The organism is Janthinobacterium sp. SUN100, assembly GCF_030397705.1.
Classification (GTDB): Bacteria; Pseudomonadota; Gammaproteobacteria; order Burkholderiales; family Burkholderiaceae_D; genus Janthinobacterium; species Janthinobacterium kumbetense.
Genome location: NZ_JAPUBU010000001.1, coordinates 1063900 through 1090430, shown reverse-complemented (window position 1 = coordinate 1090430; position 26531 = coordinate 1063900). Strand labels below are relative to the sequence as shown.

At 64.8% G+C, this 26531-nt stretch carries 19 protein-coding genes; 4 read left to right on the top strand and 15 right to left on the bottom strand.

The features are described from left to right. Window positions 1-170 precede the first annotated feature (170 nt). Window positions 171-2435 (top strand): outer membrane beta-barrel family protein, encoded by a 2265-nt coding sequence (locus O0881_RS04715; RefSeq protein WP_289910381.1) that lies wholly within the window; start codon window positions 171-173, stop codon window positions 2433-2435. Here O0881_RS04715 and O0881_RS04710 read toward each other — a convergent pair. Continuing rightward, window positions 2432-3475 (bottom strand): SMI1/KNR4 family protein, encoded by a 1044-nt coding sequence (locus O0881_RS04710; RefSeq protein WP_289910380.1) that lies wholly within the window; start codon window positions 3473-3475, stop codon window positions 2432-2434. The genes O0881_RS04715 and O0881_RS04710 overlap by 4 nt on opposite strands. Continuing rightward, a complete protein-coding gene (locus O0881_RS04705) occupies window positions 3475-4449 on the bottom strand; it encodes a thymidylate synthase (protein ID WP_289910379.1) in 975 nt (324 codons plus the stop codon). Before O0881_RS04705 ends, O0881_RS04710 begins: the two co-directional genes overlap by 1 nt. A 205-nt stretch (window positions 4450-4654) precedes the next feature. Between O0881_RS04705 and O0881_RS04700 the strand changes: the two genes are divergently transcribed. Next, window positions 4655-7357 carry an EAL domain-containing protein gene (locus O0881_RS04700; protein ID WP_289910378.1) on the top strand — a complete coding sequence of 901 codons (2703 nt, stop codon included), beginning with the start codon at window positions 4655-4657 and terminating at the stop codon, window positions 7355-7357. Window positions 7358-7555: 198 nt separating this feature from the next. After that, window positions 7556-9007 (top strand): OmpP1/FadL family transporter, encoded by a 1452-nt coding sequence (locus O0881_RS04695; protein ID WP_289910377.1) that lies wholly within the window; start codon window positions 7556-7558, stop codon window positions 9005-9007. A gap of 83 nt (window positions 9008-9090) precedes the next feature. Here O0881_RS04695 and O0881_RS04690 read toward each other — a convergent pair whose 3' ends face one another. The 9 genes from O0881_RS04690 to wrbA are packed head-to-tail and all read right to left on the bottom strand — an operon-like array spanning window position 9091 to window position 19293. Continuing rightward, a complete protein-coding gene (locus tag O0881_RS04690; RefSeq protein WP_289910376.1) occupies window positions 9091-10182 on the bottom strand; it encodes a beta-eliminating lyase-related protein in 1092 nt (363 codons plus the stop codon). A 10-nt stretch (window positions 10183-10192) separates the two neighbouring features. Then, window positions 10193-10867: a leucine efflux protein LeuE gene (gene leuE / locus O0881_RS04685; protein ID WP_289910375.1), complete on the bottom strand. Its 675-nt coding sequence runs from the start codon at window positions 10865-10867 to the stop codon at window positions 10193-10195. Between the two features lie 12 nt (window positions 10868-10879). Beyond that, complete coding sequence (locus tag O0881_RS04680) at window positions 10880-12733, bottom strand: ABC transporter transmembrane domain-containing protein (RefSeq protein ID WP_251348417.1); 1854 nt, start codon at window positions 12731-12733, stop codon at window positions 10880-10882. 34 nt (window positions 12734-12767) lie between these two features. After that, window positions 12768-13844: a carotenoid 1,2-hydratase gene (locus O0881_RS04675; protein ID WP_289910374.1), complete on the bottom strand. Its 1077-nt coding sequence runs from the start codon at window positions 13842-13844 to the stop codon at window positions 12768-12770. After that, complete coding sequence (locus O0881_RS04670) at window positions 13844-16435, bottom strand: ABC transporter permease (protein ID WP_289910373.1); 2592 nt, start codon at window positions 16433-16435, stop codon at window positions 13844-13846. Before O0881_RS04670 ends, O0881_RS04675 begins: the two co-directional genes overlap by 1 nt. After that, window positions 16423-16851: a DUF4124 domain-containing protein gene (locus tag O0881_RS04665; RefSeq protein WP_289910372.1), complete on the bottom strand. Its 429-nt coding sequence runs from the start codon at window positions 16849-16851 to the stop codon at window positions 16423-16425. Before O0881_RS04665 ends, O0881_RS04670 begins: the two co-directional genes overlap by 13 nt. Next, window positions 16848-18263, bottom strand: a complete 1416-nt coding sequence (locus tag O0881_RS04660) for an FAD-binding oxidoreductase (protein WP_289910371.1) — start codon at window positions 18261-18263, stop codon at window positions 16848-16850. Before O0881_RS04660 ends, O0881_RS04665 begins: the two co-directional genes overlap by 4 nt. 11 nt (window positions 18264-18274) lie before the next feature. Next, the gene (locus tag O0881_RS04655) at window positions 18275-18685 is read right to left on the bottom strand and encodes a DUF2069 domain-containing protein (protein ID WP_099667632.1); all 411 of its coding nucleotides are present in this window, start codon (window positions 18683-18685) and stop codon (window positions 18275-18277) included. Then, window positions 18685-19293 carry an NAD(P)H:quinone oxidoreductase gene (wrbA, locus tag O0881_RS04650; RefSeq protein WP_099410250.1) on the bottom strand — a complete coding sequence of 203 codons (609 nt, stop codon included), beginning with the start codon at window positions 19291-19293 and terminating at the stop codon, window positions 18685-18687. The genes O0881_RS04655 and wrbA overlap by 1 nt, the downstream gene beginning before the upstream one ends. 67 nt (window positions 19294-19360) lie before the next feature. Between wrbA and O0881_RS04645 the strand changes: the two genes are divergently transcribed. Continuing rightward, on the top strand, window positions 19361-20737 hold the full coding sequence (locus O0881_RS04645; protein WP_289910370.1) for a YihY family inner membrane protein: 1377 nt from the start codon (window positions 19361-19363) through the stop codon (window positions 20735-20737). A gap of 20 nt (window positions 20738-20757) precedes the next feature. On the opposite strand, the gene O0881_RS04640 is transcribed toward O0881_RS04645, so the two are convergent. The 4 genes from O0881_RS04640 to O0881_RS04625 are packed head-to-tail and all read right to left on the bottom strand — an operon-like array spanning window position 20758 to window position 26355. Further along, the gene (locus tag O0881_RS04640) at window positions 20758-22758 is read right to left on the bottom strand and encodes a WG repeat-containing protein (protein WP_289910369.1); all 2001 of its coding nucleotides are present in this window, start codon (window positions 22756-22758) and stop codon (window positions 20758-20760) included. A 29-nt stretch (window positions 22759-22787) separates the two neighbouring features. After that, window positions 22788-24191 (bottom strand): PoNe immunity protein domain-containing protein, encoded by a 1404-nt coding sequence (locus O0881_RS04635; protein WP_289910368.1) that lies wholly within the window; start codon window positions 24189-24191, stop codon window positions 22788-22790. 39 nt (window positions 24192-24230) lie between these two features. Further along, a complete protein-coding gene (locus O0881_RS04630; protein ID WP_289910367.1) occupies window positions 24231-25043 on the bottom strand; it encodes an alpha/beta hydrolase in 813 nt (270 codons plus the stop codon). 1 nt (window position 25044) lies between these two features. Continuing rightward, window positions 25045-26355, bottom strand: a complete 1311-nt coding sequence (locus tag O0881_RS04625; protein WP_289910366.1) for an O-acetylhomoserine aminocarboxypropyltransferase — start codon at window positions 26353-26355, stop codon at window positions 25045-25047. Window positions 26356-26531 lie beyond the last annotated feature (176 nt).

Sequence of the window (26531 nt, the reverse complement as noted above, 5' to 3'; positions counted from 1 at the left end):
GGTCATCGGATGAGGCTATGCGACCACAAGTGCGAGAGATTTGTAAATTGAAGTAAATAACAATGGTTCGCATTTGCTTTGCTCCTTGCAATCGTGGCATGCTTTGAGAATGTGCTCTCACGCTGCGGCGTAGTGCCTCATCCGTAGCGTCTCGATTATTTTTTAAGCAAATGCATAAAATCCTCTTTCACTGCCTGGCGGGCGGCAGCCTGCTCGTGTCCGGCGCCGCTGTCCAGGCGCAAACCGTCACCGGCGATACCGTCGTCAAGCCCGCACCGGCCAAGGCGCCCGCCGTCGATGCTCCCGCTACCGTCAGCGTGACGGCCGAACGTCCCACGGGCCGCATCGACCGGCAAGTCTACGACGTCAAGTCCGACGTGGGCAGCACCAACGGCACGGCGGCCGATGCCTTGAACAATGTGCCTTCGGTGGCCGTCGACCCCGACGGTTCGGTGTCCTTGCGCGGCAGCAGCAATGTGCAGATATTGATCGATGGCAAACCATCGGCCATGCTGCAGGGCGATTCACGGGGCGCCACGTTGAACGCCATGGCGGCCGACGATATCGAATCCGTGGAAGTGATCAACAATCCCGGCGCCCAGTTTGGCAACGAAGCCGGTGGCGGCCCGATCCTGAACCTGGTGATGCGGCGCAACCGCAAGCCGGGCGGCTTTGCCACCGTCAACGCGAATGCGGGCATCGCCGGGCGCTACAACAGCTCCGTCTCCGGCACCTACAATGAAGGTCCGTGGGGCTACCAGGGCGGCATCAATGTGCGCCATGACGGCCGCAATTCCGTGGGCGATGTCAGCCGCGAGCGCCTGGACCGCGGCACGGGCGCCTTCGCCCCCAGCAGCCAGAGCTCCACGAACAATGGCTTGAACGATTCGCTGGGCTTGCACGGCACCGTCAATTACAACCTGAATGCGAACGACACCCTGGCCGCCAGCGTGTCGTACAACGGGCGCAGCAACGACCAGCGCTCGCTGGACCGTTACATCAACGGCGACAGCACGGGCAGCACCATCGGCGACTATGTGCGCAGCACCGTGCGCAACGGCGACAGCCGCAACTACAGCTGGGGCGGGCGCTACGACCACAAGGGCGAGTTGCCTGGCGAAACCCTGAAAATCGACTTGCGCGTGTCGTCGTCCACCAACGAGAGCGACAGCGATTACGCGAATGCCTATGCGATCGCGCCCGTCAACGCGTTTGACAGCCGCGCACGCCAGCACAGCGAGACGGGCAACCGCATCGTCGACTTCAGCGGCGACTACGAGCGTCCGCTGGCGGGCGGCACGGCCAAGCTGGGCTACAAGGTGGCCGACAACAAGAGCAGTTTCGACACTTTATATACGGACATCAATCCCGCCAGCCTGGCCGAGACCGTCAATCCCATGCGCAGCAACCGTTTCGAGCTCGACGAGCGCACCATCGCGCTGTACGGCTCTTACCAGATGCGCCTGAGCGAACGCTGGGGCGCCCTGGCCGGCTTGCGCGCCGAATACACGGACTTGAACGTACGCCAGATCACCAGTGGCGTTGAGGCTGGCAACAATTACGTCAACTATATTCCCAGCCTGTTCGCCACCTATAAAGTCAGCGACGAGAGCAATTTGCGCTTCAGCTACGCGCACCGCATCCGCCGCCCGAATGCGGGCGATCTGAACCCCTACGTGATCTACCGCGACGAGTTCAATGTGGCGGCCGGCAATCCCAAGCTGAAACCCACGCAGACGGATTCCTTCGAAATCGGCTATGAAACGAAGATCGTGGGCCTGGAAAGCAGCTTGCGCGCCTACCACCGGCGCGACACGGACGCCATCGTCGATTACCGCTATTTTATTAGCGACAATGTGCTGCTGACTACGCGGGAAAACGGCGAAGGCAGCCATTCGAGCGGCCTGGAATTCAGCGTCAGCGGCAAGCTGACGCCATCCCTGACCCTGAACACGAGCGGCAACCTGGCGCGCAGCCAGCAGACGAGTTCCGACGACCTGGGCAACCGCAGCACGCGCACGGCCAACGCACTGAGCGGCCGCGCGCGCCTCAATTACCAGATCAATGCGGATAACCAGCTGCAACTGGCCCTGCAAATGCAAGGCAAGATGCTGTCGGGACAGGGCTACCGCTCGCCGAACAACACGCTGAACCTCAGTTTACGCCACACCGTGACACCGCAATTGAGCCTGGTCATGAATGTGACCGATGTGTTCAGCAGCAACAAGATGGAAACCGTCATCAACAGCGCCTCGCTGCGCGAAACGAGCACGCGCCGCTTTGACGGCCGCATGATTTATGTGGGCTTGTCGTACCGCCTGGGCGGCGCCACGTCGGCGGCCAAGGAGGGCGAACGGGAGCCGCGCTTCGGTCCGCCGGGCGGACGGGGGCCAGGCGGACCCGGTCCCGGTCCCGGTCCCGGCGAAGCAGGCTAGGCCGCCCATGCGATTTCGTGCAGGAAGTCGATGAAATCGTCCATATGGAGCTCGAAGCGCCATTCGCCTGCGCCATGTCTGGCGCGATACACGGGCAAGTCGCCGTCGATGCTTCTTTCTTCCAGGTGTACGCAGTACGGGTCGCCGCCCGCATCGGCAATCACCACGAGCTTCGACTGCCAGCTCGCGATGTTGTGATTATGCACGGCATGGACGGCGTAGCCGTGCTGGGCCTCCACCAGCTCCGCCGCGCCGTACAGATGCAGGCCCTGCGGGAAGCGCTTGCCGTCGACATGCACGCGCAGCGGCGAATAGAATTGCAGGAAATGGCGGTAGATTTCCGGCAAGACCCATTGCGCGTCGATCTCGGCCATGTCCTTGGCGCTGGCCATGGTCAGCCAGTTCGACGGTTGCGCCAGGTCTTGCTCGCGCTGGCGCCGCAGCGCCAGTTTCCGCTCTAGGAGGGCGGCAGCTACTTGCAGGCGCGACCGCGGCTTGGCCAGCGTCTCATGCTTGGCGGGCGCCTTGTAGCCTGCACCGTCAGGGTAGCCGTCCGCTTGCCAGGCCAGCACGGCGCTTAGTCGCAGCTGCTCTGCCTTCCAGTGGCCGGGATCGGACGGCAAGTCCTGGTCAAACGGCTGGCGGCTGAACACGGCCAGGCTCTTGATCGCCTTGGCGCGCACTTCCAGCCTGGTGGCGCCAGACGCTGCCAGCGCCACCAGGGGCGCATACGCGTCCACGCCTATACTTTTCAGCAAGCCATCGATGCCCCAGTACGCCAGTGCGGGCTGCTCCAGTGCCCAGGCGAAAAAGGCCGCATGTTGACTGCCTTCCACCAGATGCACGATATCCGTCATCAAAAAGGTGCGCCAGTGCAGCAGTTGTCCATCGCGCGCATACGCCGTCAGGATGTCGAGCACGGCCAGCCTGTCGTCCGCGGCATGCTTTTTCAGCAGCCGCTCTTTCAGCCGGGCGAACTTGCTGCCATCCGTTTCATCAAACAGCTTGCGGTGCAGGGCGGCGAGTGCTGTGACCGCCATCAGACGGCCATCGCCGCCTTGATGGGCGCGTGGTGTTCATAGCCTTCCAGCGAGAAATCCGACGGCTCGATCTTTTCCAGCCATTCCGGCTCGTACTTGCCCGTCTTCGCGTAGTCGGGCACGCGGTCGGAAATGACGAAACGGGGCGCCGGGAACGGCGTGCGCTTCAATTGTTCTTCCACCATGTCGAGGTGGTTTTCATAGATGTGCGCGTCGCCGATGAAGTAGGTGAACCAGCGCGGCGTGTAGCCCGTCAGGCGCGCCACCAGGTGCAGCAGGGCGGCGCCTTCGGCGATGTTGAACGGCGTGCCCAGGCCGATATCGTTGCTGCGCACATATAAACACAGCGAAATTTCGCGCGTGCTGGCGTTCGGGATGAACTGGTACAGCAAATGGCAGGCGGGCAGGGCGACGGCGTCCAGCACGGCCGGGTTCCAGCCGTGAAACAGGATGCGCCGGCTGCCCGGGTTGCTCATGATGGTGTCCAGGCATTCGCGCAACTGGTCGACGGCCTTGTACAGCAGCACTTTTTGCACGCCGCCCTCGACGATGGGGGCGACCAAGGTAAAGCCGTTGGCTTGCGCGTCGGCGATCTGTGCGGGCTGGTCGGCGTCGAGCAGCTTATATGCTGGCCATTGGCGCCATTGCACGCCGTACACGGGGCCCAGGTCATCCTCGCCTTCGCGGTAGGGGTTGGCCAGCCATTGCGCGTTTTCATTGGCGTTCTGGTCCCAGACCTTGCAGCCCAGGGCGCGGAATTCGGCCGCGTTGCGCGAGGCGCGCAGGAAGGCGCACAATTCGCCGATCACGGATTTGAAAGCCAGTTTCTTGGTTGTCACGGCAGGGAAGTTGCCGTTGGCCAAGTCGAAACGCATCATGGCGCCCGGCACGCTCAGGGTGCGGATGCCCGTGCGGTTGTCTTGCCAGCTGCCCGTTTCGAGCACGGTCTTGATCAAATCTTGATATTGCTGCATGTATTTCTCCAACGGTAAGGATGGTGATTGTAACGCAGGCGCGACAGGCGGGCCGCGGCCCACGCACATAATTACGCTGCCGTCTTACCTGCAAACATGACTCTGTGGTAATTTGTGTGTCCTTGAAGAAATACATAGAAACGGCAGATGCTGCACCATGTTCTTGCGACAATTTGTAAATAATAATAACGCCGCCGTGGTGGAGATGAGCAGGGCCGATTTTCTCAAGGCTAACCTGCGCCTGATCCTGGCCTGGCCCTTGCTGGGCCTGATCCTGTGCGCGGTATTGTGGACGGCCACCTTGCTGCAGCTGGAAGCGGAAAAGAAGGTGGCGCAGCAGCAGGCGCTCGACAGCGTGTCTTCCTTGTCGAAAGCATATGGCCAGTACCTGCTGCGCACCCTGGAGCAGATGGACCAGCTGACCTTGCAGCTCAAGTATGAATGGGAAAACTCGCGCGGCCAGTTGCGCCTCGATCAATTGAAGACGCAGGGCATGTATGCCTTGCCGCAATTTGCCATCGTCGCCATCCTCGACCGCAAGGGCCATCCCGTGACGGCCACGGCGCCGCTGCAGCGGCTGCGCGTCAACGAGCGCAGCGATTTCCTGTTGCGCCACTGGCGCAGCAACTCCAGCGCGCTGCGCATCGCGCTGGGGAGGGCCAGCGAGGCGGCCCCGTCAGCGCCGGGCGCCGGCGAAAGCCTCGTGCATTTCACGCGCCGGCTGGAAGACGAGGATGGCAACTTCGACGGCGTGCTGCTCATTTCCATCCATTCCAGCTATTTTTCCGAATTCTATAACAGTGTCAATTTTGGCAAGTTCGGCATGTCGGCCATGGTGGGCGAAGAGGGAGAGCTGTTCAGCACGCGCCTGGGCTCGCGCGTGCTGCCGACCCAGAGCGGCCAGGGCACGCCGTTTCTCGACACCAGCTTCCTGGAAACGGAGAGCGGCGCCCTGCATTCGGGCGGCAGGATAGCTTTTTCCGACAAGCAAAATCGCTATGTGGGCTGGCAGGCGCTGAAAGCCTATCCGTTTACGGCCGTGGTCGGACTGTCGGACGGTGAAATGCTGCATCCCTACGAGGAAACGCGCACGATTTATCTCGGCATCGCCCTGGCCGTCACCGTGCTGCTGCTGGCCTTTGCCGCCGTCGCCACCGTGCTGTCGCTGCGCCTGGCGTGGCGCCACCACCAGTCCGAAGGCGTGCGCAACGCCTACCGCATGGCCACCGAAGGCACGAGCGACGGCTTTTATATCATCGCCGCCCTGCGCGGCGCGGATGGCAGCATCCTCGACTTCGAGATCGTCGACTGCAACGAGCCGGGCGCCGGCTACTTTGGCGTGCGCCGCGAACAGTTGCTGGGCATGCGCCTGCAGTCGCGCGCCCACGAGCCGTATTTCCGCGACTTGATCCATAATTACCGGGCCGCCATGGTCTCCGGCTTTTCCGAGGAAGAGATCGAGTTGCCGGAAGGCAACCCCTTCAAGCTGCGCTGGATACGCCGGCGCCTGGTGCGCAGCGGCGACCGCCTGGCCGTCACCCTGCAAGACATCAGCACGGCCAAGGAGCACGAGCGCGACTTGCGCCGCCTGGCCAATGAAGACGGCTTGACGGGCTTGCCCAACCGCTACTGGCTGCAGCAATTCCTGCCCGGCGCCCTGGGCCGCGCCGCCATCGCGCGGCACATGCTGGCGCTGCTGTTCATCGACCTGGACGGCTTCAAGGATATCAACGACACGCAGGGCCACGCGGAGGGCGACAAGGTGCTGCGCGCCGCCTCCTTGCGCTTGAAGGCCGTGCTGCGGCCGGGCGACCACGTGGTGCGCCTGGGCGGCGACGAATTCGTCGTCGTGCTCGACCCGGTGGAGGACGACAGCCGCGCCGAGCAGGTGGCGCAGCGCATCGCCATCGCCTTCGACGAGCCGTTTTACCTGGGCAGCGAACGCCACAAGATGGGCGCCTCGATCGGCATCAGCCTGTATCCGCGCGATGGGGCCGAGACGGAAGTGCTGCTGAAGAACGCCGACATCGCCATGTATGCCGTGAAAGTGGCGGGCAAGGGCCATCACCGCTTCTTCCAGCCGGAATTGTTCGAAACCATCCGCAACCGGCGCGAACTGGAGCAAAGCCTGGTGGCGGCGCTGGAGCAGGATCAGTTCCTCGTCGTCTACCAGCCGAGGGTCGACGCCATGAGCGGGCAGCTGTGCAGCATGGAGGCGCTGGTGCGCTGGCACCATCCGCAGCACGGCATGGTGCCGCCGCTGGAATTCATCCCCGTGGCCGAGAGCAGCGGCCTGATTTCCCAGCTGGGCGAAGTCGTCATCGAAAAGGTGTGCCTGCAGATGGCGCGCTGGCAAGCCAGCGGACTGGAACTGGTGCCAGTCTCCATCAACGTCTCGGCGCGCCAGTTCGGCCGCGGCGACGTGCACCAGGTGCTGGCGTCTGCGCTGACGCGTCACCGCATCGATGCGCGCCTGATCGAGGTGGAAATCACGGAATCGGCCATGATGGATGAACAGAACCGCGCCGTGGAGCAGTTGTCCGCCATCCGCGCGCTGGGCGTGCGCCTGCTGGTCGACGATTTTGGCACCGGCTATTCCTCGCTGTCGCAGCTGCAGAAGTTCGCCATGGATGGCTTGAAGATCGACCGCGCCTTCACCATGGAGCTGGGCCGCTCGGAGCAGGGCGAAGTGTTCGTGCGCGCCATCCTGTCGATGGCGCATGCGCTGGGCATGAGCGTGGTGGCCGAAGGGGTGGAGACGCGCGAGCAGCTCGACATCCTGCGCACCCTGCAATGCAATGAGGTGCAGGGCTATTTCATCTCGCGTCCCGTGCCGGCGGAACAGATGCTGTCGCTGATGCATCAGCGCTTTCTGATACCGCTTCCAGCCCCTGCATTGGCACTGTAGAAGGTCGTATGCGCAGGAAAAACAACGCCGTTTCATAAAAAGAGCGAACGTTCGCTTTTTTCTAAAAAATATTATATGCTTCGCTCATGCCGTCAGTGAATTGGAGTTCACGGCGGCAAGAAAAGTGCAAGACGGGGCAGCTGGATATGCCCGCGATAGTGTGCCGAAGACAATTTCATATAATAAAGAGAGACCAACTTGAAACATAAATATCTGCCCCTCCTGATCGTTGCCGCATTCGCCGGCATTTCCTCCACCGCACAAGCATCGGGCTATCGTTTCGGCTCGCAAAGCGTTTCCGCCCAGGGCACGGCCGATGCCAGCGGCGCCGAAGCGGCCGACGCATCGACCATTTTCTACAACCCGGCCGGCCTGTCGCGCCTGGAAGGCACACAATTCGTTGGCGGCGGCACCATCGTCGTGCCGCATTCGACCTACACGGATTCGGGTTCGAAGCCTTTCTTTACTGCCGTTCCTGACAATCGCAAGCCTTTCAGCGCAACCAAGGACTATGCGCCGGACGCCGTATTCGCACCTGCGCTGTACGCCAGCAAGAAAATCAATGACCAGTGGACGGTCGGTGCCGGCCTGTTCGTACCTTATGGTGCCAAGCTCGACTACGGCAATGACTGGTATGGCCGCTACGCGATCACCAACATCAAGCTCGAAGCCATCGCCCTGAATCCTTCCGTATCGTTCAAGCTGGACCAGCACCACTCGTTCGGTTTCGGCATCACGGCCGAATACATGAAGGCGGAACTGGGCCAGGGCGTGGACGTGCCAGGTTCGGTAGCCTTCCTGCGCAAGAATGCGCCGGCCGCATCGCAGGCTTTCGTGAACAATATTGCCAAGACGCAAGGCTTGGCTGCGGCACAAGCCGCTGGTGCCGCGCTGCTGGGTCCCATCAAGGATGGCCACGCGTCGATGGACGGTCATGACTGGGGCTTTGGCTTCAATCTCGGCTATCTGTACCAGTTGAACGAAGGCACGCGTTTCGGTATCGCTTACCGTTCGTCGATTTCGCACAAGCTCAAAGGCAGCACCATCTGGGACTTCTCGCAAGTGACGAGCAATGCCGCCGTGAACGGCTTTATCGCCGCCGCATCGAACAAGGTCAATTCCAAGGCGCTGGTCGAACTGCGCACGCCGGAAACCCTGTCGGTCAATGCCTTCCACCAGATGGATGACAAGTGGGCTTTGATGGGCGACGTCACCTGGACCCGCACTTCGCGCCTGGAAAACCTGGATATCCAGTTCCCGCCGACGGCCGAAGGCCCGGAACGCATCCGCCAGAACTGGAAAGACACTTACCGTGTTTCGCTGGGTACCAACTACAAGTACAACGAAAACCTGCTGCTGCGCGCCGGTATTGCGCATGACCAGGCACCAGTGCGCAGCGCGGAACTGCGTCACCCAGCCTTGCCGGACAGCGACCGCATGCAGTACTCGATCGGCGCAAACTGGAAGCTGAACGCGAACTCCTCGCTGGATCTGGCGTACAGCTATATCGACTTCAAGGATGCCAGTGTCAACTATACGAATAACTGCTCGCCGGTGACCGCTGGCTGCACCGGCAACGGTGAAACCACCAAAGGCCTGTTCAAGACCCGCATGCAGTTGATCGGTCTCGCTTATAACTACAAGTTCTAAGCAGGTAGTGGCGGCCAACCCGGCCGCCATGAAAGAAAAAAAGCGCCTTCGGGCGCTTTTTTTTTGGGTGTCACGATTGTCAATTAATCCCTGGCGCGCATGGCCTCGTCCAGCAGGGTCAAGGCCAGCCGCACGCTGTCGTCCGGCAGTTCCAGCAACTGGTCTCCCACATACCATTCCACCACGCTGTATCCGGGGAGGGCTGCGTGGCTGGCGCGGCTGAATAGCCAGATGCCGTGGTCGGCGGCCACCCGGTTGCGGATGGCGACGGCCCGTTCGCGCGAGACGGGCAAGTGCAGGTGCAGCATGTTCGCTTGCGGACTGGCGGGGTTGACGGCAATGGCCGGGAAGTCGCGCAGCAGCGCGTACAGCCACTGCGTGCGCGCAAAATACCGCGGCATGGCGGCGAGGCGCGCGTCGAACTGCATGGCGGCGGCCACCACCCAGGGCGTGCGGTGCACGATATTGCCGCCCTGGCGGCGGAACCATTCGCGCGCCCGTTCGACGAACGGCCGGCTGCCGGCCAGCATGGCGCCACCGAGGCCGCCGATGCCTTTGTACAGCGACACATACACGGAATCGAATCCGTCGCAGATGGCGGGCAGGGACTGGCCGAAACCCGCTTGCGCTTCCCACAGGCGCGCGCCATCCATGTGCAGGTGAATATTGTGCTCGCGGCAGTGCTGTTTGATCTGGCTCAAGTCTTCCCTGGAAGGGCACTGGCCGCCGATTTCGCGCATCGGCAGTTCCAGCTGCGCGGCGCCCAGATGATCGGGCACGGCGCGCAAGTCGTCCACCGTCCACGGGCGGTGCGGGTCGCCGATCATCAAACCCTTGAAGTGATCGAGCAATTCATGGTTGCCCCGCTCGTGGCGCAGGATGTGCGAGGTGGGATGCAGCGCCACCAGGCGCGAGCCGCGGTCCTGGCACGCCAGGCGCAGGGCCGTGACCTGCGTCATGGTGCCCGTGATGCAGAACACGGCCGCCTCGAAACCGAGCAGGCTGGCGACCTTGTTCTCGAACTGTTCGATCAGCGCGCCTTCGCCATAGGTATCGTGCGCAACATCGTTGGCGTCGCACCAGGCGGCCATGGCGGCGAAGGTGGCGCTTGGGGCGGGCTGGCGGTGGCCCGGCAGGACGGTGTGGCAGCGCTGGCGCAGTTCGAGTTCGGTCACGGTGGTTTCCTTACAGGGTGGCCGTGGCCAGTTTCGCGCCGAAGCCGATGAACATGGCGCCCACGCCGCCGCCCATGCCGGCCGACAGGCGGCGACGGCGGCGGAAGGTCTCGGCCAGGCGCGCGCCGACAAAAATGATGGCCGTCAGGTAGGTAAAGCTGATCACCTGGCAGATCAGGCCCAGGCCGATGAAGGACAGCACGGGATTCGGGAAGGCCGGGTCGACGAACTGGATGAAAAACGAAATGAAGAACAAAATGGCCTTCGGGTTCATCAGGCTGATGATCAGCGCTTTGCGGAACGGGTCGCTTTCCTTGACGGGGGCAGGGATGGCCGCCGCTTCGCCTTCGGCAGCGCTTGGTGCGCGCAGCTTGCGCCAGCAGCCAATCAGCATCTGCAGGCCGATCCAGCCCAGGTAAGCGGCGCCGATGTATTTCACAACGTAGAACAGGGCCGGGCTGGCTTTCAGCAGGGAGGCCACGCCGCAGGCCGACAGCACCATCAGTATCAGGTCGCCGGCGAAGATGCCGAAGGCGCCCTGGTAGGCGGGCCGCACGCCGCGCTGGGCGGCGACCGACAGCACATACATGGAATTGGGGCCGGGCAGGATGACGATGAAGATGGTCCCCAATAAAAAGGTCCAGAAATCGGTGATGCCCAGGTTGGCGTGGAAAAGTGCGTTCATGGCTGTTTTTGCTTAGTTGATCTGTACGTTGTGAAATTGCAGTGCGGCAAGGTTCGCATAGATGCCTTTCATTGCGACCAGCGACGCATGCGTGCCCGTCTCGACGATCTTGCCGTCTTCCATGACGATGATGCGGTCGGCGCGCTGCACGGTGGCCAGGCGGTGGGCGATGATGACCGTGGTGCGGCCCACCATGGCCGCTTCCAGCGCCTTTTGCACCAGGCGTTCCGATTCCGCGTCCAGCGCGCTGGTGGCTTCATCGAGCAGCAGCAGCGGCGGGTTTTTCAGCAGGGCGCGGGCGATGGCGATGCGCTGGCGCTGGCCGCCGGACAGGCGCACGCCCCGTTCGCCGAGGAAGGATTTGTAGCCGTTCGGCAGGCGCTCGATGAATTCGTGGGCGGCCGCCATCTTCGCGGCGGCGATCACTTCCTCGTCGCTGGCGCCGGCGCGGCCGTAGCGGATGTTTTCCATGGCGTCGGCCGAGAAAATCACGGTATCCTGCGGCACGATGCCGATTGCGTCGCGCAGGGTGTGCAGGTCCAGCTGCTTGATATCCACGCCATCGAGGCGGATGCTGCCGCTTTGCGGGTCATAGAAGCGCAGGAACAGCTGGAACAGGGTGGTCTTGCCGGCGCCGGAAGGGCCGACGACGGCCACCGTTTCGCCGGCGCGGATGTCGAGGCTGACGTGATCCAGCGCGTGGGTGTCCGGGCGCGACGGGTAGGAGAACATGACATTGTCCAATGTCAAGGCGGCGCCGGTGGCGGCGCGCGCGGGCAGCGGCAGCGGCGTGGCCGGCGAGGCGATTTCCGATTTGACGGCCATCAGTTCCAGCAGGCGCTCGGTGGCGCCGGCGGCGCGCTGCGCTTCGCCCATGACTTCGGACAGGGCGCCGATGGCGCCGGCCACGATGGAGGCGTACAGGATGAACTGGCCCAGGTCGCCGCCCGTCATCGAGCCTTCCAGCACGGCGCGCGCGCCCAGCCACAAGACAAACACGATGGTGCCGAAGACCAGCAAAATCGCGATCATGGTCAAGAGGGCGCGGGCGCGGATGCGGCGCATGGCCGTCATGAAAGCGCCTTCGACGGAGTCGCCAAAGCGTTTCGATTCGATTTTCTCGTGCGTGAACGCTTGCACGGTGGGCATGGCGTTGAGGATTTCGCCGGCCATGGCCGACGCGTCGGCGATGCGGTCCTGCGAGTCGCGCGACAGCTTGCGCACCTTGCGGCCAAACACGATGATGGGCACGACGACGAGGATCAACAGGCCGATGATGATGCCCGCCAGCTTGGCGCTGGTGACGAACAGCATCACCAGGCCGCCCAGGAACAGCAGCACGTTGCGCAGCGCCATCGAGATGCTGGTGCCGACGACGGCCTGTATCAGGGTCGTGTCGGTGGTGATGCGCGACAGGACTTCGCCCGTCTGCGTGGTTTCAAAGAATTCGGGACTTTGCGTGACGACGTGGCGGTACACGGCGCTGCGGATGTCGGCCGTGACGCGCTCGCCCAGCCACGACACCGTGTAAAAGCGCGCGGCCGTGGCCAGCGCCAGGATGGACGCCACGCCGAACAGGGCCAGGAAGACCAGGTCGACGTGCTGGATGCTCTTCGAGCCGGCCGCGCCGCCGAAACCGAGGTCGATCATCTGCTTGAAGGCGGCGGGAATGGCCAGGGTGGAGGCGGCGGCCACCACCAGCGCGATACCGGCCAGGAAGAACTGCTTGCGGTACGGCGTCAAAAAGGGCATCAAGCCCTTGAAGGCGGCCAGGCTGCCTTTTTTCAGTTCGCGGCTGGTGCCGGTGTCGGGAGTCGATGCGGTGCTTGCTGTACTGGTACTGCCTGTTTCTGTGCTGGTTGTCATTGTTTTTCGCTTTGATTTACATATTCGGTAGTGCTTACAACTTCATCGGCTGGACGTAGCCCGTCATTTCCAGGTAGGCGCGGCCCACGGGCTGGCCGTCGCGCTCCACCGTCACGGCGCCTTCCCAGTACACGGCGCCCGTCGAGCGGCGCGAATCGAGTTCCTGGTCCGCTTGCAGCGGCTTGATCTGCCAGCGCGTCGCGCCCGTGCGGATCTCGGTGGCGACCGGGTATTCGGCCTGCGTGCGGGGCGAGCGCCACATCTGCGTGGGTGTGAAATCGACGTCGCCTGGGGCGAACTGCGTCATCTTACCGGACGCGTCGCGCCATGTCGCGTGCGCCCATAGTTTAGCACCTGTCTTGCTGCGGATCTGGAAGGCCATCAGGGCGCCGCCGTCGTCGAGGTTGGCGCCTATCCAGTTCCAGCCGCTGGCGTCCGCATCGAGCACCTGGCTGGACCACTCGTGATCGAGCCAGGTGGCGCCCGTTACGGCTTCCGGCTTGCCGCCCGCGCGCGCGATCGTGCCCGTCGTGCGCAGCTGCGGCTTGCTGTAGTAGTAACTCGATTGCGCGGGCCGGGCGCCCTTGCGCGAATAGCCGCCAACGCCTTGCAGCAGCACGGGCTGGGTGGGCGCGAGGGTCAGCTGCAGGTTGAATTCGCGCGCGGCCAGGCTGATCCGGTAGCTGCCGTCCGCTTGCCGCTGCATGCGCCAGTCGTCGAGTTTCACGTCCGTGTCGCCCACCTTGGCGTAGGCCAGGCCGAAACCCTCGCGCGCGCTTTTCTCGTCGTGCAGCAGCTTGCCGACCTTCGGGTCGGACAGGGCCGCATGGCCGATGATCAGCTGTTTCGGCGCAAACGCGCTGGGGTTGTCCGTATCGGTGGCCGTGGCGCTGCGAAAGAAGGTCACCTGGTAGCCCAGCTGCTCGCCGCCGGCCGTTTTGACCCATCCCGTGGCGTACCACCATTCCGTTTTATACGCGGGATGGGCGCCGAAGTCGTGCGGCAGGCGCAGGGTCTGGCCGGCCGGCAGCGGCGTGACGGGGGCGAAGGCGGGCGGCGCGGCCAGCGCAGGTAGCGCCAGCGCCAATGACAAGATGAAAACACGACGCATTACCAGTCCTCCCTGACGGCGCGGATGGGGCCAGCGGACAAGGCTTGTCTGCCCGCGATCAGCGCCGTGGCGGCGGCCGCCGTCAGCAGGGCGCCGGCCACGGTGGCGATCAATGGCCACGGCAAGTGCAGCTGCATGGTCCAGTGGAACGATTGCGGATTGACGATGAAGACGAGCACAAAGCTGATCAGCAGGCCCAAAATAAAACCGGTGGCGATGCCCAGCGCCGTCAGCGCGCCGCCTTCGAGCGCCAGGATGGACAAAATCTGCCCGCGCGTCACGCCCACGTGGCGCAGCATGCCGAATTCGCGGGCGCGCGCCAGCGTTTGCGCGGAAAACGTGGCGGCCACGCCGAACAGGCCGATGACGATGGCGATGGCTTCCAGCAGATACGTGACGGCGAAACTGCGGTCGAAGATCTGCAGGCTCAGGGCGCGGATGGCCGACGGATTCGACACTTCCAGGCTGGCGCCGAACGGCAGCGCTTTCAGCCGCTGTTGCAGCGCGTCGCCCGTGGCGTCCTTGGCCAGCCACAGGGCGGCGTCGCTGACATCGAGGTCGCCCGTCAGCGCGCGGTAGTCGTCCAGCGGCATCTGGATGGCGCCGGAAGAGCGTGCATAGTCGCGCCAGATGCCGGCGATGAAGAACTTGTGCAAGCCGCCTGCCAGCGGCACGGCTATCTGCTGGCCCGGTTTGACGTTGTACAGGTCGGCCGCCGCCTCCGACAGCCACACGGGTTTCTCCCCCACCGGCACGGGTAAGGTTTCACCCACCAGCACCATGCTCTTGCCCGGATCGGACAGCAGGATCGGGCGCGCCAGCAGCACCACATTCGGACGGTCGGGCGCCAGCGACAGCGAGCGCAGGCGCTGGAAATCCACCCTGGCCACCTCGGGCAGGGCGGTGATGCTGGCCTGTTCGCGCGGGTTCAAACCCGCCGTGCCGCCGCTGGCGGCCGTGCGCGCGTACACGTCGGCCGGCAAGATCTGCAGCAGCCAGTCGTCGACGGAAACGCGGAAACTCGACACCATGATGGCCATCGCCACCATCAGGCTAAAGCTCGACAGCACGCCGCCGAGGGCGATGCCGGCCTGGCCCGAGGCGTTCGCCAGGCGGGCCAGGGTCAGGCTGCGCACGGGCGCATGCAGGCTGGTCTCTGTGCGCAGCCAGGCGCGCTGCAGGAAGCGGAAGACGACGGCGGCCAGTTGCGGCATCAGCGCGATGGCGCCGATCAGCAGCAGTGCGATGGACAGATAGCCGAACAGGGGCAGCTCGAACACGGGCGGCAGGAAGGTCAGGGCGCCGGCCAGCAGCAGGCAGACCAGCGCGGGCCAGGTTTTCGCCAGGCGCGTCGTCACGACTTCCTCGCTGCCCGATTTCAGGGCGATGGCGGGCGCCGCGCGCGCCGCTTCCAGCGCGGGCGCGGCGCAGCCCAGCAAGGCGACGCCGAGGCCGAGGATGAAGTAGACGAAGGCGGCGACGGGCGTGAATTGCACCTGCGGCTGCACGCCCGCGAAATAGCCGGCGCCCAGGTCGCCGCCGAAGAAGCGCAGGGCCACGGCCGCCATGGCGTAACCGCCAGCGATGCCCAGGCCGGCGCCGACGATGCCGAGGCTGGCGCCTTCCAGCAGCACCTGGCGCAGCAGCCGGCCCCGTTCCATACCCAGCACGCGCAGCAGCGCGAACTGGCCGCGGCGGCGGATGACGGACAGCGCCTGCGTGGAAAACACGAGGAACGCCCCCGTAAACAGGGCGACGAGGGCCAGCACCGTCAGGTTGACCCGGTAGGCGCGGCTGAGGTTATTGTTGCGGCTATTCTGGTTCTCGTCGTTGGGCTGGCCCACCTGGAAACGCCCCGGGGACTGCGCTTCCAGCGCCCGCGCCAACTCGGCCTGGAAGGCGTCGCGGTTGACGCCCTGGCGCAGTTTCAAGTCGATGCGCGACAGCTTGCCCAGCTTGTTGAAGCGCCATTGCGCCGCGCCGATATCCATCACGGCGATGCGCTGGCCGGCGCGCGCGCGCTGCAGCGAACCGGCCACGCGCAGCGGCACCGTGCCCGTGCCCGATTGCAGGGCGACCTGGCCGCCTTGGGCGACAGCCAGCCAGCGCAGGGCGGCCGGCGATAAAAAGAGGGCGTCGTCGGCCAGGGTGTCGAAAGGCTGGCCTTCGGCCGGTGCGCCGATCAGGTCGGGCGAGATGAAGCCGGCGCGGAAGACGTCGAGCGCCAGGATGTGCAGCGGGCCGCCGTCCTTCTTGCCCGCCACCGTGGCCTGCAGTTCCAGCACGGGCGAAGCGACAGCCACGCCGTCGCGCTGCGCCAGCCATGGGTAGATGGCTTCGTCGAACAGCGCTTCGCGCCCGGCCACCTGCACGTCGGCCTGGCCGGACAGGCTTTTGACGGCCGTGGAAAATTCATTGAAGGCGGCCGCGTTGATCAGGTGGATGGCAAAGCCCAGCGATACGCCGATGGCGATGGCCAGGATGGCGACGAGGGCGCGCACGGGATGCGCGCGCCATTCGCCCAGCAGCAGCCAGCGAGACAGCAGGCGCGTGCCCGCAGGATCGGCTGCCGGCGCACTCAATGCAGGCATTCGACGGCCAGGCGTTCGCCGGCGCGCCGTGCTTTCAATTGCGCCGCATCGCGGTTCTTGTCGCCCGCGCCGACGGCGTCCTGCGCCGCCCATTTCTGCTCCAGGCGCAGCTGCGCGCAGTGCTTCTCGTGCACTTCCTGCTGCCTGGCGCCCCGTTCGCGCGCCTGGTCTTCCAGCTGCTCCTGCTTCTTGCGCGCCGCTTCCATCTGGCTGGCCACCCGTTCCTGGCGCGTGGCCGCACCCTTGTCGACGGCGGGCGGCGGCGGGGGGATTTCCAGGATTTGCAACTGGCCGGCCGTGCAGGGCGTGGCGCTATAGCTGCTCTGGCCATCCTTCACGCACTTGTAGACGTCCTGCGCACTGGCGGAACCGGCCAGCAAGGCCATGGCGCATAGCAGGAGGGTTGAGGGCTTCACAATATCTTCCCCGGATTCATGATGTTCTGCGGGTCCAGCGCCTGCTTCACGGCGCGCATCAGCTGCAATTCCAGCGGCGACTTGTAGCGGGCGAGATCCGCCTTTTTCAGCGCGCCGATGCCGTGTTCGGCCGAAATCGAACCCCCAAAAGCGTGCACCTGGTCATGCACGATGCGGTTGATCGCATCTTGGTTGGCGAGGAAATCCCGGTCCGTCATGCCGGCTGGCGGCGCCACGTTGTAATGCAGGTTGCCGTCGCCCAGGTGGCCGAAGCACACGAGCTGGCAGCCGGGGAAGGCTGACTCGAGGGCCGTATCCGTGATGGCGATGAAGTCGGCGATGCAGGAAATCGGCAGCGAGATGTCGTGCTTGATGTTCTTGCCCGCCTGCGCCTGCGCCAGCGGGATGTGCTCGCGCAGCTGCCACAGTCCCTCGGACTGCGCCACGGAACTGGCGACGACGGCGTCTTCGATCAATTCGTCTTCCAGGGCCGCACCGATGCTCGCTTCCAGCAATTCCACGGCGTGCGCCTCGGACTGGCTGCTGGACAATTCGAGCAGCACATATTGGCCGTGCGCGTCGGCGAATGGGCGCGGCAGCTGCGGGAATTGCTCCGCCACCAGCTGCAGGCAATACTGCGACATCAGCTCGAAACCCGTCAGGCTGGCGCCGCAATGGTCCTGCATCAGCGAGAGCAGGCGCAGCGCGTGGGCGGGCGAGGGCATGGCGGCCAGCGCCGTGATGCAGGCTTTCGGCTGCGGGTACAACTTCATGACCGCGCCGGTGATAATTCCCAGGGTGCCTTCGGCGCCGATGTACAGGTCGCGCAAATCGTAGCCCGTATTGTCCTTGCGCAAGCCGCGCAAGCCGCTCCAGATCTCGCCCTGCGGCGTGACCACTTCCAGGCCCAGGCACAGCTCGCGCGTGTTGCCGTAGCGCAGCACGGCCGTGCCGCCCGCATTCGTCGCCAGGTTGCCGCCGATGGTGCAACTGCCTTCGGCCGCCAGCGACAGGGGGAACAGGCAACCGGCGGCGCTGGCCGCTTCCTGGATGGTTTGCAGGATGCAGCCCGCGTCCACCGTGATGGTGCGGTTGACGGGATCGAGCGCGCGGATGCCGTTCAGGCGCGCCAGCGACAGCACGATGGCCGTGCCGGCGGCGTCTGGGATGCTGCCCAGGACCAGGCCCGTGTTGCCGCCTTGCGGCACGACGGGGACGCGCCATTGCGCGCAGGCGCGCAGGATTGCTGCCACTTGTTCCACGGTGGCGGGGCGCAGCACGGCCAGGGCCTTGCCCGTGAAACGGTCGCGCCAGTCGGTGAGGAAGGGCGCCGTGTCGGCGTCCAGGGTGAGGACGTAGGCGTCGCCCAGCAGGTCGCGACAGGCGGCGAGGAAGTCGGCTTGGTCAGTCATGGGCTTGTCGTTCATTTCTTGATGCTCACTTTAGTCACTTTTTCCAGCAATTCCCTGGCCATGCGCTTGGCCGCCTTTTTATATGGGCGCAGATACAGCACGGCGCAGGCAAAATAGATGCAGACGATGGCCGCTTCGCCCCAGGCCATCCGGGCCGAGACGGGGTTCGTGTCGCTGTAGCCGCGCACCACGCCTTCCGTGAAGTACAGCAGGATCACCATCGACGACCATTGCAGGGTGTACACGTCGCGCTTGATGACGCCATACAGGGGTATGAGCAGGGGCGCCGCCTTCAGGACGACCCAGGAGCCGCCCGGCTGCAGCGGCGCGACGACGGTTTCCCACAGCACGCACCAGACGATCAGGGTGACGAGGCTGGCGATGGCGCCCCAGTGAAAATACTTGTGCAGTGCGCCGTGCATCACGCGCCCGCCAGTTTCGCGGCGTTTTCCGCCAGGCGCCGGCCCAGGGCGATGGCCAGGCGCTTTTCATCGTCGCTCAGGGCCTTGTCGCCGTCTATGCCAGACCAGTGCGTGGCGCCATACGGCGAGCCGCCCGTGGACGTCGTCATCAGTTCCGGATGCGTGTAGGGCAAGCCCATGACCAGCATGCCGTGGTGGAAGAGGGGGATCATCATCGACAGCAGGGTCGATTCCTGGCCGCCGTGCAGGCTGCCCGTGGACGTGAACACGCAGGCGGGCTTGCCGGACAGGCTGCCGGCCAGCCAGTCGCTGGCCGTGCCGTCCCAGAAGTACTTCATGGCGGCGGCCATGTTGCCGAAGCGCGTGGGCGAGCCCAGGGCCAGGCCCGCGCACTCCTGCAAGTCGTCCAGTTCCACGTAGGGCGCGCCGTCAAGCGGCACTTCGGGCGCCGTCGCTTCCGTCACCGTCGAGACGGCGGGCACGGTGCGCAGGCGGGCGTCGCAACCGGGCACGCTTTCCACTCCCTGGGCTATCAACTCGGCCAACTGGCGCGTGGCGCCATGGCGTGAATAAAACAATACGAGAATAATCAGATTGGTTGGCTTCATCATTGGTATTATAGGGCGCTTTACAGCCTGATACGACTGCTGTCATGGCGCCGTTCTGATTTTGCACATGTTTTCAAAATATATATTCCCGTTCTTCCAATACCTGTGGCGCGCCCTGAGCATCGGGCTGGCCGTCGTGCGCGGCCTGACCTGGGCCGAAACGCGCGACCTGCTGCAGTTCGCGCGCCGCCGCGTGCGCGAGGAAAGCCTGCCGCAGGTGGCCGGCAGCCTGACGTTCGCCACCGTGTTTGCGCTGGTGCCGCTGCTGACCCTGGCCCTGGCGATCTTCACCACTTTCCCGCTATTCAATACCTTCCGCCATGCGCTGGAAGATTATTTCGTGCAAAGCGTGATGCCCAAGGGCATATCGAACACCATCCTCGATTATTTGACCACGTTTGCCTCGAAGGCCACGCGCCTGTCTGCCATCGGCGCGGGCGCCCTGATCGTCACGTCGGTGGGCATGATGGGTTTGATCGAGCGCGTCTTCAACCGCATCTGGCGCGTGCGCCAGGAACGCCGCTGGACCAAGCGCTTGCTTGTCTACTGGGCCATCGTCACCCTGGGGCCGCTGCTGGTGGGCGTGTCGCTGACGGTGACGTCGCGCCTCTTCATGGCCACCAGCGGCGTGGTGGGCGCCGTGCCTTTCCTGGGCGCCGTGTTTTATACGCTGGTGTCGATCGGCCTGACCATGCTGGCGTTTACCCTGCTGTACATCGCCGTGCCGAACCGCGACGTGGATTGGCGCGACGCGGCCTGGGGCGGCTTGCTGGCGGCGCTGGCGTTCGAGGTGGCCAAGCGGGGCTTCGGCGAATTCATCCAGGAATTTCCCACCTATTCGCGCATCTACGGCGCACTGGCCGCCTTGCCGCTGTTCCTCGTGTGGATTTACCTGAGCTGGATGATCACCCTCGTGGGCGCCTTGCTGGTGGCCGCCTTGCCCGTCGTGAAATACGAGCGTTGGTGGTATGAGGCGGCGCCGGGCAGCGAATTCGTCGACGCCGTCGCCATCTTGAAAGTGCTGCACCAGGCTTGCCACTGCGGCGATTCTGCCCTGGTGGGCGCCGCCGAGATCCGCCGCAGCACGCGCCTGGGCTTCGAGGAAATGGAAACCCTGCTCGACAAGATGGTGCAGCAGGGCTGGGTGGGACGAGTCAACGTGGAGGGCGCCGTGCGGGTGCAGTGGGGCAAGCGCGTGGCCGACAGTTCCGACCACTGGGTCTTGCTGGGCAATGTCAACCGCATCAGCCTGGCCGATGTCTACCGGCTGTTCGTCTTCGGCGGCATGCGCGTGAACTCCGGCTATCCGGCCGGTTCCACCAATGAACGCGATATCCAGGCGGCCGAAGAAGCGGCAGCCCTGGCGGCGCAGGTGGAAAACGCCGTGGAGCAGGGACTGGGCCTGACTTTGGCGCAGCATTTCGGCGCCGTCAAATGCAATTGAGCGGTCTTAACTGAGCGGTCTTAGTACACCACGGGCCGCAAGGCCGCCAGCAGCGCCGCAGCCTTGAACGCGGCCGCATCCTGCGCCCGCACCACACCCAGATAATACGTGTCTTCGCCGCCGTGCATGTTGATCAGGCGCAGCTGATGCGGCGCCAGGTGGGCGGCGATGGCGGCCAGGCCCTCGGCCATCGCGTCGCCATCCTCGCGCTCCGCCCACGAAAAATCGCGCAGCGCGGGCAGGCCGATATACTGGACCAGGCGCGGTACTTCATCGACGGCTTTCCAGTCCAGGGTGGTGCCGTGGCCCAGCGTGTGGGCGGCCGTGGACCAGAGCAGGAAGAAACAGGCCGCTGCGGGCGTGTCGCCTTCGTATTCTTCTTCCGGGTCGTCCTCCGCCAGCTCGTCGAGCGTGATGTCCACGCAGCGCGCGGCCAGATCCGCGTCGCCTTGCAAGAACAGGGCGGCCATGGCGCGCAACTGCGCGCGGTCGGCCTTTGCCAGGATTTGCGCGGGCGTAAAGCTGCGGCGCCTGACGGGCTTTTTCTTGCCCAGGCCCATGGCCTCGCTCAATTGGGCCGTGATGGCCGCCTTGAAGTTTTCCACGGTGTCGAACTGTTCCAACAGCTGGCCCGTGAAATCCATGCTCCAGGCCATGCCATCCTTGACGACATATAAAAAGTCGCTTTGCACGGCCACGCCGCGCAGATGGTGGGCGGGCGGATACAGGGGCGTGAAGGCCTGTTTTCCATCCAGGGTCAGCATGCAAGCCAGTCCTTGCGCGTCGATGGCGAAGATCAGGTTCTTGCGCAGCCTGGGCGGCGATGACGTCGTGGCGCAATCGATGGCTTCGTACTGGCAGGGCGCCAGCAGCTCGCCCTGGCTATTCACCAGGCCAAACAGGAAGCGCCCGGCGATGCGCTGGCTGACGACGGCGATTTTTTTCTTCGTGCCGAAATCCTGCACGGAGCTGTAGGCGGGCGGCACCACGACCTTGCCGATCTTGTCGAGCACGCCGCAGACATTGCGCTTCCCGTCATCGTCCGTCTGATCCGTCTGGCGTTCGATGTCGATCAAGCCGTCTTCGCGCTGGCACATGTTGTCCACCCTGTCGATGAGCAGCGCGCCATCTGGCAGGCGCAGCAGGCGGCTGGCGCCGTCTGCATCGATCTGTTGCAACAGATGGGGGGTAATCACATACAGGGCGCCGGGGGCGGGTGGCAGCACCACCGTGCCGTTGAGGTCCAGCACGCCGTGCGCATCGGGCGCATCCGCCGTGGCAAAGGTGATCCAGCCATCGTCCGCGTAGTAAACGCCCAGGTCGACATAGCGCTGCGACAGCGGCACGATCCAGCGGCCATAGGGCGTGACCAGGCCGGTGACTGCCGGTTCGCCGGCGGCGCTCACTTCATAGCACAGCGCGTCTTCCTCCCATCCCACCACTTCCAGGCCTTGCAGGAAAGGCAGCTCGTCCGCACCGAGTTCCTCGACATCGGCCAGCTGCGCATCGGCCGTGGCCGACCAGTAGCCAATGGCGGGCGATGCGGCGCCGGCGGCCAGCAGGGGCGCCAGCGCTTCCTTGTCGCCGCGCTGCAGGGCAGAGTGCAGGGCTTGCGCCTCGGCGCGCAGCGCTTCGAGCCCGGCCGCGTATTGCGGCGTGTCGATATCGTGCGGGATCAGCTGCACGCAATCGAGGATCAGCCACGCCTGGCCCCCCGCCAGCAGGGCGCTGATGCCGGCGCGCGCGACGATGGCGGCCGCGTCGCGCGGCCTGTCCATCAGGGCGGACAAGGCTTGCCAGCTGGCCTGCGCCTGCGCCATCGGCGCGGCCAGCACGCAGGGGCAGTCTTCGCCATCGCCGTAGATGGGCCAGGCGACGGCTTGCGTGCCGGCGCCGATGAGCAGCTTGAACAGCATGGGGGTAGCGAGCCGCCATTCGGCCAGGCCCGTGATCGTATCGGTGTCGAAGCCGGCCTGGCCGGGCAGGAAGGCGGTGCTGAACAGGGCTGCGGTATTGATCATTGATATTTGTCTAAAAGTGTACGGGGTATTCAGGGCGCTGGCGGCATGACCCAGTGCGCCAGGGCGCCGCGCTCCAGCCCCAGGCGTTGCGCCACGGCGGCCGCTTCGAAGGCCCACAGGCCGTAGTAGCCGCCCAGTCCCTGCGCGCGCAAATGGCCGTTGAACCAGTCTTCGCGCACCAGCGCGCCGTGCCAGCCGGCCAGGTAGCGTTGCAGGTGCTCGAGCTGCTGCGCGCGTTCGTCCGCGTCGAGGCAGTCGTACAGGGCCGTATAGGGTTCGGCGAAATACCATTCGTCGACGGCGGGACGCTGCGGATCGATGGCGGACAGCAGCGCTTCGTACACGCCATCTTCGCCATCGAAGGCCGTCTGCAGGGCGGCGAGGCGCGTGGCCAGGTCGTGGCGGCCGAACAGCAGGCTTGCGCCCAGCAGCTGCAAGGTGCGCGCGTAATCCGTCAATTGTTCGAAATCAAAGGCGGGCAAGCCATCGTCATCGTAGGCCGCGGCCAGGGCTGCGCGCGCCGTTTCGCAGGCGGCGATGGCCGCTTCCAGTGCCGTTTCCACGTCAGGCAAGGGCATGCCTGCCGTGTAGCGCAGCGAGAAGACCTGGTAAGCCGTGCTGGCGGCCGCGCAAGCCCAGTAGGCGTCGTCGCCGCCATCGTTTTCCGCCTGCGCCTGCGCGCGGACATAGGCAGCCAGCAGGGCGTCGAGGTAGGCGAGGTTGCGGGCAAAATCGAACGCAGTGTCGTACGTCTCGGGCGGCGTCTGGCGCGGTGCATGGGGCCAGGGCGCGGACGCCGGCGGACAGGCATCGGCGCAATCGCGCTGGATGGCCCAGTCGGCGAAGACTTGCTGCAGATATTCCGCTGTCTCGTCGTCGTGCGCGATGGCGCCCGCGCCCACCAGGGTCGTGCCCAGCAGGGTGTAGCCGGGAAAGCGGCTGCTCTCGTAGGCGATGGTGGTCACGCTCTGGATGGCCTTGCCGTCGCTCAGGTCGCGCACGCGGAAGTACACGTCGTCCCAGCCGGCCAGCGGCGGCGCCGGCAGGCCTGCCGCCACGGTGCTCCAGCTGCCGTCGGCCTGTTCTTCATAGGCGTCGAGCAGTTCGTCGATGCCGCCGGGGCGGTCGATACGGTTGTTGGCGTCGTATTGCAGGCCCAGTTCGGCCGCGAAAGCTGCCGCGTGGCGGCCCGCGAACACCAGGTACTGGGCGTTCAGGGTGCCGACCAGCAGGTCGGATTCTTGTCCGGCGACGCCGAGCGCCTGCGGCAGCCGGTACCAGTGGTGGCCAGGGATGCCGGCCATGGGACCGCCTTCGGCCGCCTGCGGATTGGCGCAGCGCAGCTGTTCCAGCCATTCATAGCGTTCGCGCCGCGCCGCTTCCGTGCCGCTGCCGCGGCCTGTCAATTCGTCAAACAGGGTATTCAACAACATGGTGCATCTATCCTAAAAAAACACGTGCGTGGCGTGGCGTCATGCCGGCGTGCTTTGCGCAAACGTAAACAGCGCGTCGAGCACGGCGTCCGGTTGTTCGGCCATCAATTCGTGCCCGCTGTCGACCTGCACCACGGTGCCATGCGCGATGCTTGAAGTAAGCAAGCGGGTCGATTTGGGCGGCGTCATCATGTCGCGCGCGCCGAAAATGAATAAAGTGGGGCAGTGTACCGAAGCGGCGGCGATTTCGCCGTTCGCGTAGGCATTGCAGGCGAAAAAATCCGTGTGAAACACGTGATCGGGGTTGAGGGCGGCGATGCGCTGCTTCAGGCGCCGCGCGCCGCCCATGGCATAAAAGCCCGGGCCGGGAAACGACGGCTTTTGCGCGATCGACGAGTGCGACCAGATATTGACCATGTCGATGGCCGCCTGTTCATCCTTGAGCGACGTTTCCAGCAGCGCGGGCGAGACCTTCATCGGGTAGGTGGACCCCAGCATGGCCAGGTGGCTGATCCGCCCGGGCGCCAGGAATGCCGCTTCCAGCGCGATCAATGAACCCATGCTGTGGCCGACCAGCATGGCCTTGGGCGCGCCGGCCGCGTCCAGCACGGCCAGGATCCAGCGCGCCAGGTCGGCCACATTGTCCTTGGCCTTGCCCCCGCTGCGGCCATGTCCCGGCAAGTCGACGGCCAGCACGTTCCAGCCGTGGTGGGCAAAGTAGCGCGTCTGCAGGGCCCACACGGAATGGTCGTTCTGCGCGCCGTGGATGAAGACGGCCGTGGGTTGATTCGGGTCAAAAGCTTTGCCGCCCGTGTAGCAGTAGGCGGTGGTATTGTCGATGGTGAACAGCATCTCAGGCGCCTTTCTGCGACAGTTTCAGGCCACGGGCCAGGTCTTCGATCAAATCGTCCGCGTCTTCCAGCCCCACCGATAGACGCATGGTGCCCTGCGTGATGCCCGCCTGCGCCAGCTGATCGTCGGGCACGCGGAAATGCGTGGTGGAAGCGGGGTGGATGACGAGCGACTTGGCGTCGCCCACGTTGGCCAGGTGCGAAAAGATCTTCAGGCTGTCGACAAAGCGCTGGCCGGCCGCGCGGTCGCCGCGCAGACGGAAGGTGAACACGCCTCCCGCGCCTTTCGGCAGCAGGGTTTTCGCCAGTTCGTAATCGGGATGCGACGGCAGCTCGGGGTAGGACACGGATTCCACGGCCGGATTGGCCAGCAGGAAGTCGATGATCTTGCGCGTGTTGGCCACGTGGCGGTCCATGCGTAAACCCAGGGTTTCGACGCCTTGCAGGATAGCGAAGGCATTGTGCGGGCTCATGACGGCGCCGAAATCGCGCAAGCCTTCGCGCCGCGCGCGCAGGGCGAACGGCGCCACCGTCGATTCCTCGGCGAAGACCATGCCGTGGAAGCCGTCATACGGCTCGCACAGTTCGGCGAAACGCCCCGTCTTGTCGTAGGCCGCCTGCCAGTCGAAGGTGCCGCCATCGACGAGCAAGCCGCCGATGGCCGTGCCGTGGCCGCACAGGAACTTGGTGGCCGAGTGGAAGACCAGGTCGGCGCCATGCTCGAAAGGGCGCAGCAGATACGGCGTGGTGAAGGTCGAATCGAGCATCAGCGGCAGGTGGTGTTCGTGCGCCAGGGCGGCAATCCGGGGGATGTCCAGCACGTCGAGGCCGGGATTGCCCAGGGTTTCGGCGAACAGCACCTTGGTATTCGGGCGGATGGCGGCGCGCCAGGCGTCCACGTCGCGCGGGTCGACGAACGTCGTGGCTATGCCGAAGCGTTTCAAGGTGTAGGCCAGCAGGTTCTGCGAGCCGCCGTACAGGGCACGCGACGCGACGATGTGCGATCCCGCGCCCGCGATGGTGCATAAACCCAGGTGCATGGCGGCCTGGCCGCTGGCCGTGGCGATGCCGGCCACGCCCCCTTCAAGGGCGGCGATGCGCTCTTCCAGCACGGCGTTGGTGGGATTCGAGATGCGCGAGTACACGTGGCCGGCCCGCTCCATATTGAACAGCGAAGCCGCATGTTCCGAACTCTTGAAGGCAAACGAGGACGTGAAATGGATGGGCGTGGCGCGCGCGCCCGTGGCCGGGTCGGGCGCTGCGCCCGCATGCAGGGATAAAGTGTCGAAACCGGGGTATTTCGGGCCGCTCATGGTGTCTCCGCCAAGTTTTATAGTGGCAAGATCGTAACCTGATTTGCATCTGAGCAAAAGGGCTCGTGTGCAGGGCGCATGGCGCCGTGCTGGCGGGTGGCGCGTGTAACCTGCAGTGTAAAAAAAGTGACCGCTGCGGTGCGGCGGTGGTAGGATACCGGATCAGCGATATTCGA

Bases quoted from the DNA above. Each gene is read 5' to 3' on its own strand.
- O0881_RS04625 (WP_289910366.1), bottom strand. From the start codon at position 26,355: ATGAGCGGCCCGAAATACCCCGGTTTCGACACTTTATCCCTGCATGCG.
- O0881_RS04705 (WP_289910379.1), bottom strand. From the start codon at position 4,449: ATGCAGCAATATCAAGATTTGATCAAGACCGTGCTCGAAACGGGCAGC.
- O0881_RS04655 (WP_099667632.1), bottom strand. From the start codon at position 18,685: ATGCACGGCGCACTGCACAAGTATTTTCACTGGGGCGCCATCGCCAGC.
- O0881_RS04700 (WP_289910378.1), top strand. From the start codon at position 4,655: ATGAGCAGGGCCGATTTTCTCAAGGCTAACCTGCGCCTGATCCTGGCC.
- leuE (WP_289910375.1), bottom strand. From the start codon at position 10,867: ATGAACGCACTTTTCCACGCCAACCTGGGCATCACCGATTTCTGGACC.
- O0881_RS04680 (WP_251348417.1), bottom strand. From the start codon at position 12,733: ATGACAACCAGCACAGAAACAGGCAGTACCAGTACAGCAAGCACCGCA.
- O0881_RS04715 (WP_289910381.1), top strand. From the start codon at position 171: ATGCATAAAATCCTCTTTCACTGCCTGGCGGGCGGCAGCCTGCTCGTG.
- O0881_RS04660 (WP_289910371.1), bottom strand. From the start codon at position 18,263: ATGACTGACCAAGCCGACTTCCTCGCCGCCTGTCGCGACCTGCTGGGC.
- O0881_RS04630 (WP_289910367.1), bottom strand. From the start codon at position 25,043: ATGCTGTTCACCATCGACAATACCACCGCCTACTGCTACACGGGCGGC.
- O0881_RS04635 (WP_289910368.1), bottom strand. From the start codon at position 24,191: ATGTTGTTGAATACCCTGTTTGACGAATTGACAGGCCGCGGCAGCGGC.
- O0881_RS04670 (WP_289910373.1), bottom strand. From the start codon at position 16,435: ATGCCTGCATTGAGTGCGCCGGCAGCCGATCCTGCGGGCACGCGCCTG.
- O0881_RS04710 (WP_289910380.1), bottom strand. From the start codon at position 3,475: ATGGCGGTCACAGCACTCGCCGCCCTGCACCGCAAGCTGTTTGATGAA.
- wrbA (WP_099410250.1), bottom strand. From the start codon at position 19,293: ATGAAGCCAACCAATCTGATTATTCTCGTATTGTTTTATTCACGCCAT.
- O0881_RS04640 (WP_289910369.1), bottom strand. From the start codon at position 22,758: ATGATCAATACCGCAGCCCTGTTCAGCACCGCCTTCCTGCCCGGCCAG.
- O0881_RS04645 (WP_289910370.1), top strand. From the start codon at position 19,361: ATGTTTTCAAAATATATATTCCCGTTCTTCCAATACCTGTGGCGCGCC.
- O0881_RS04675 (WP_289910374.1), bottom strand. From the start codon at position 13,844: ATGCGTCGTGTTTTCATCTTGTCATTGGCGCTGGCGCTACCTGCGCTG.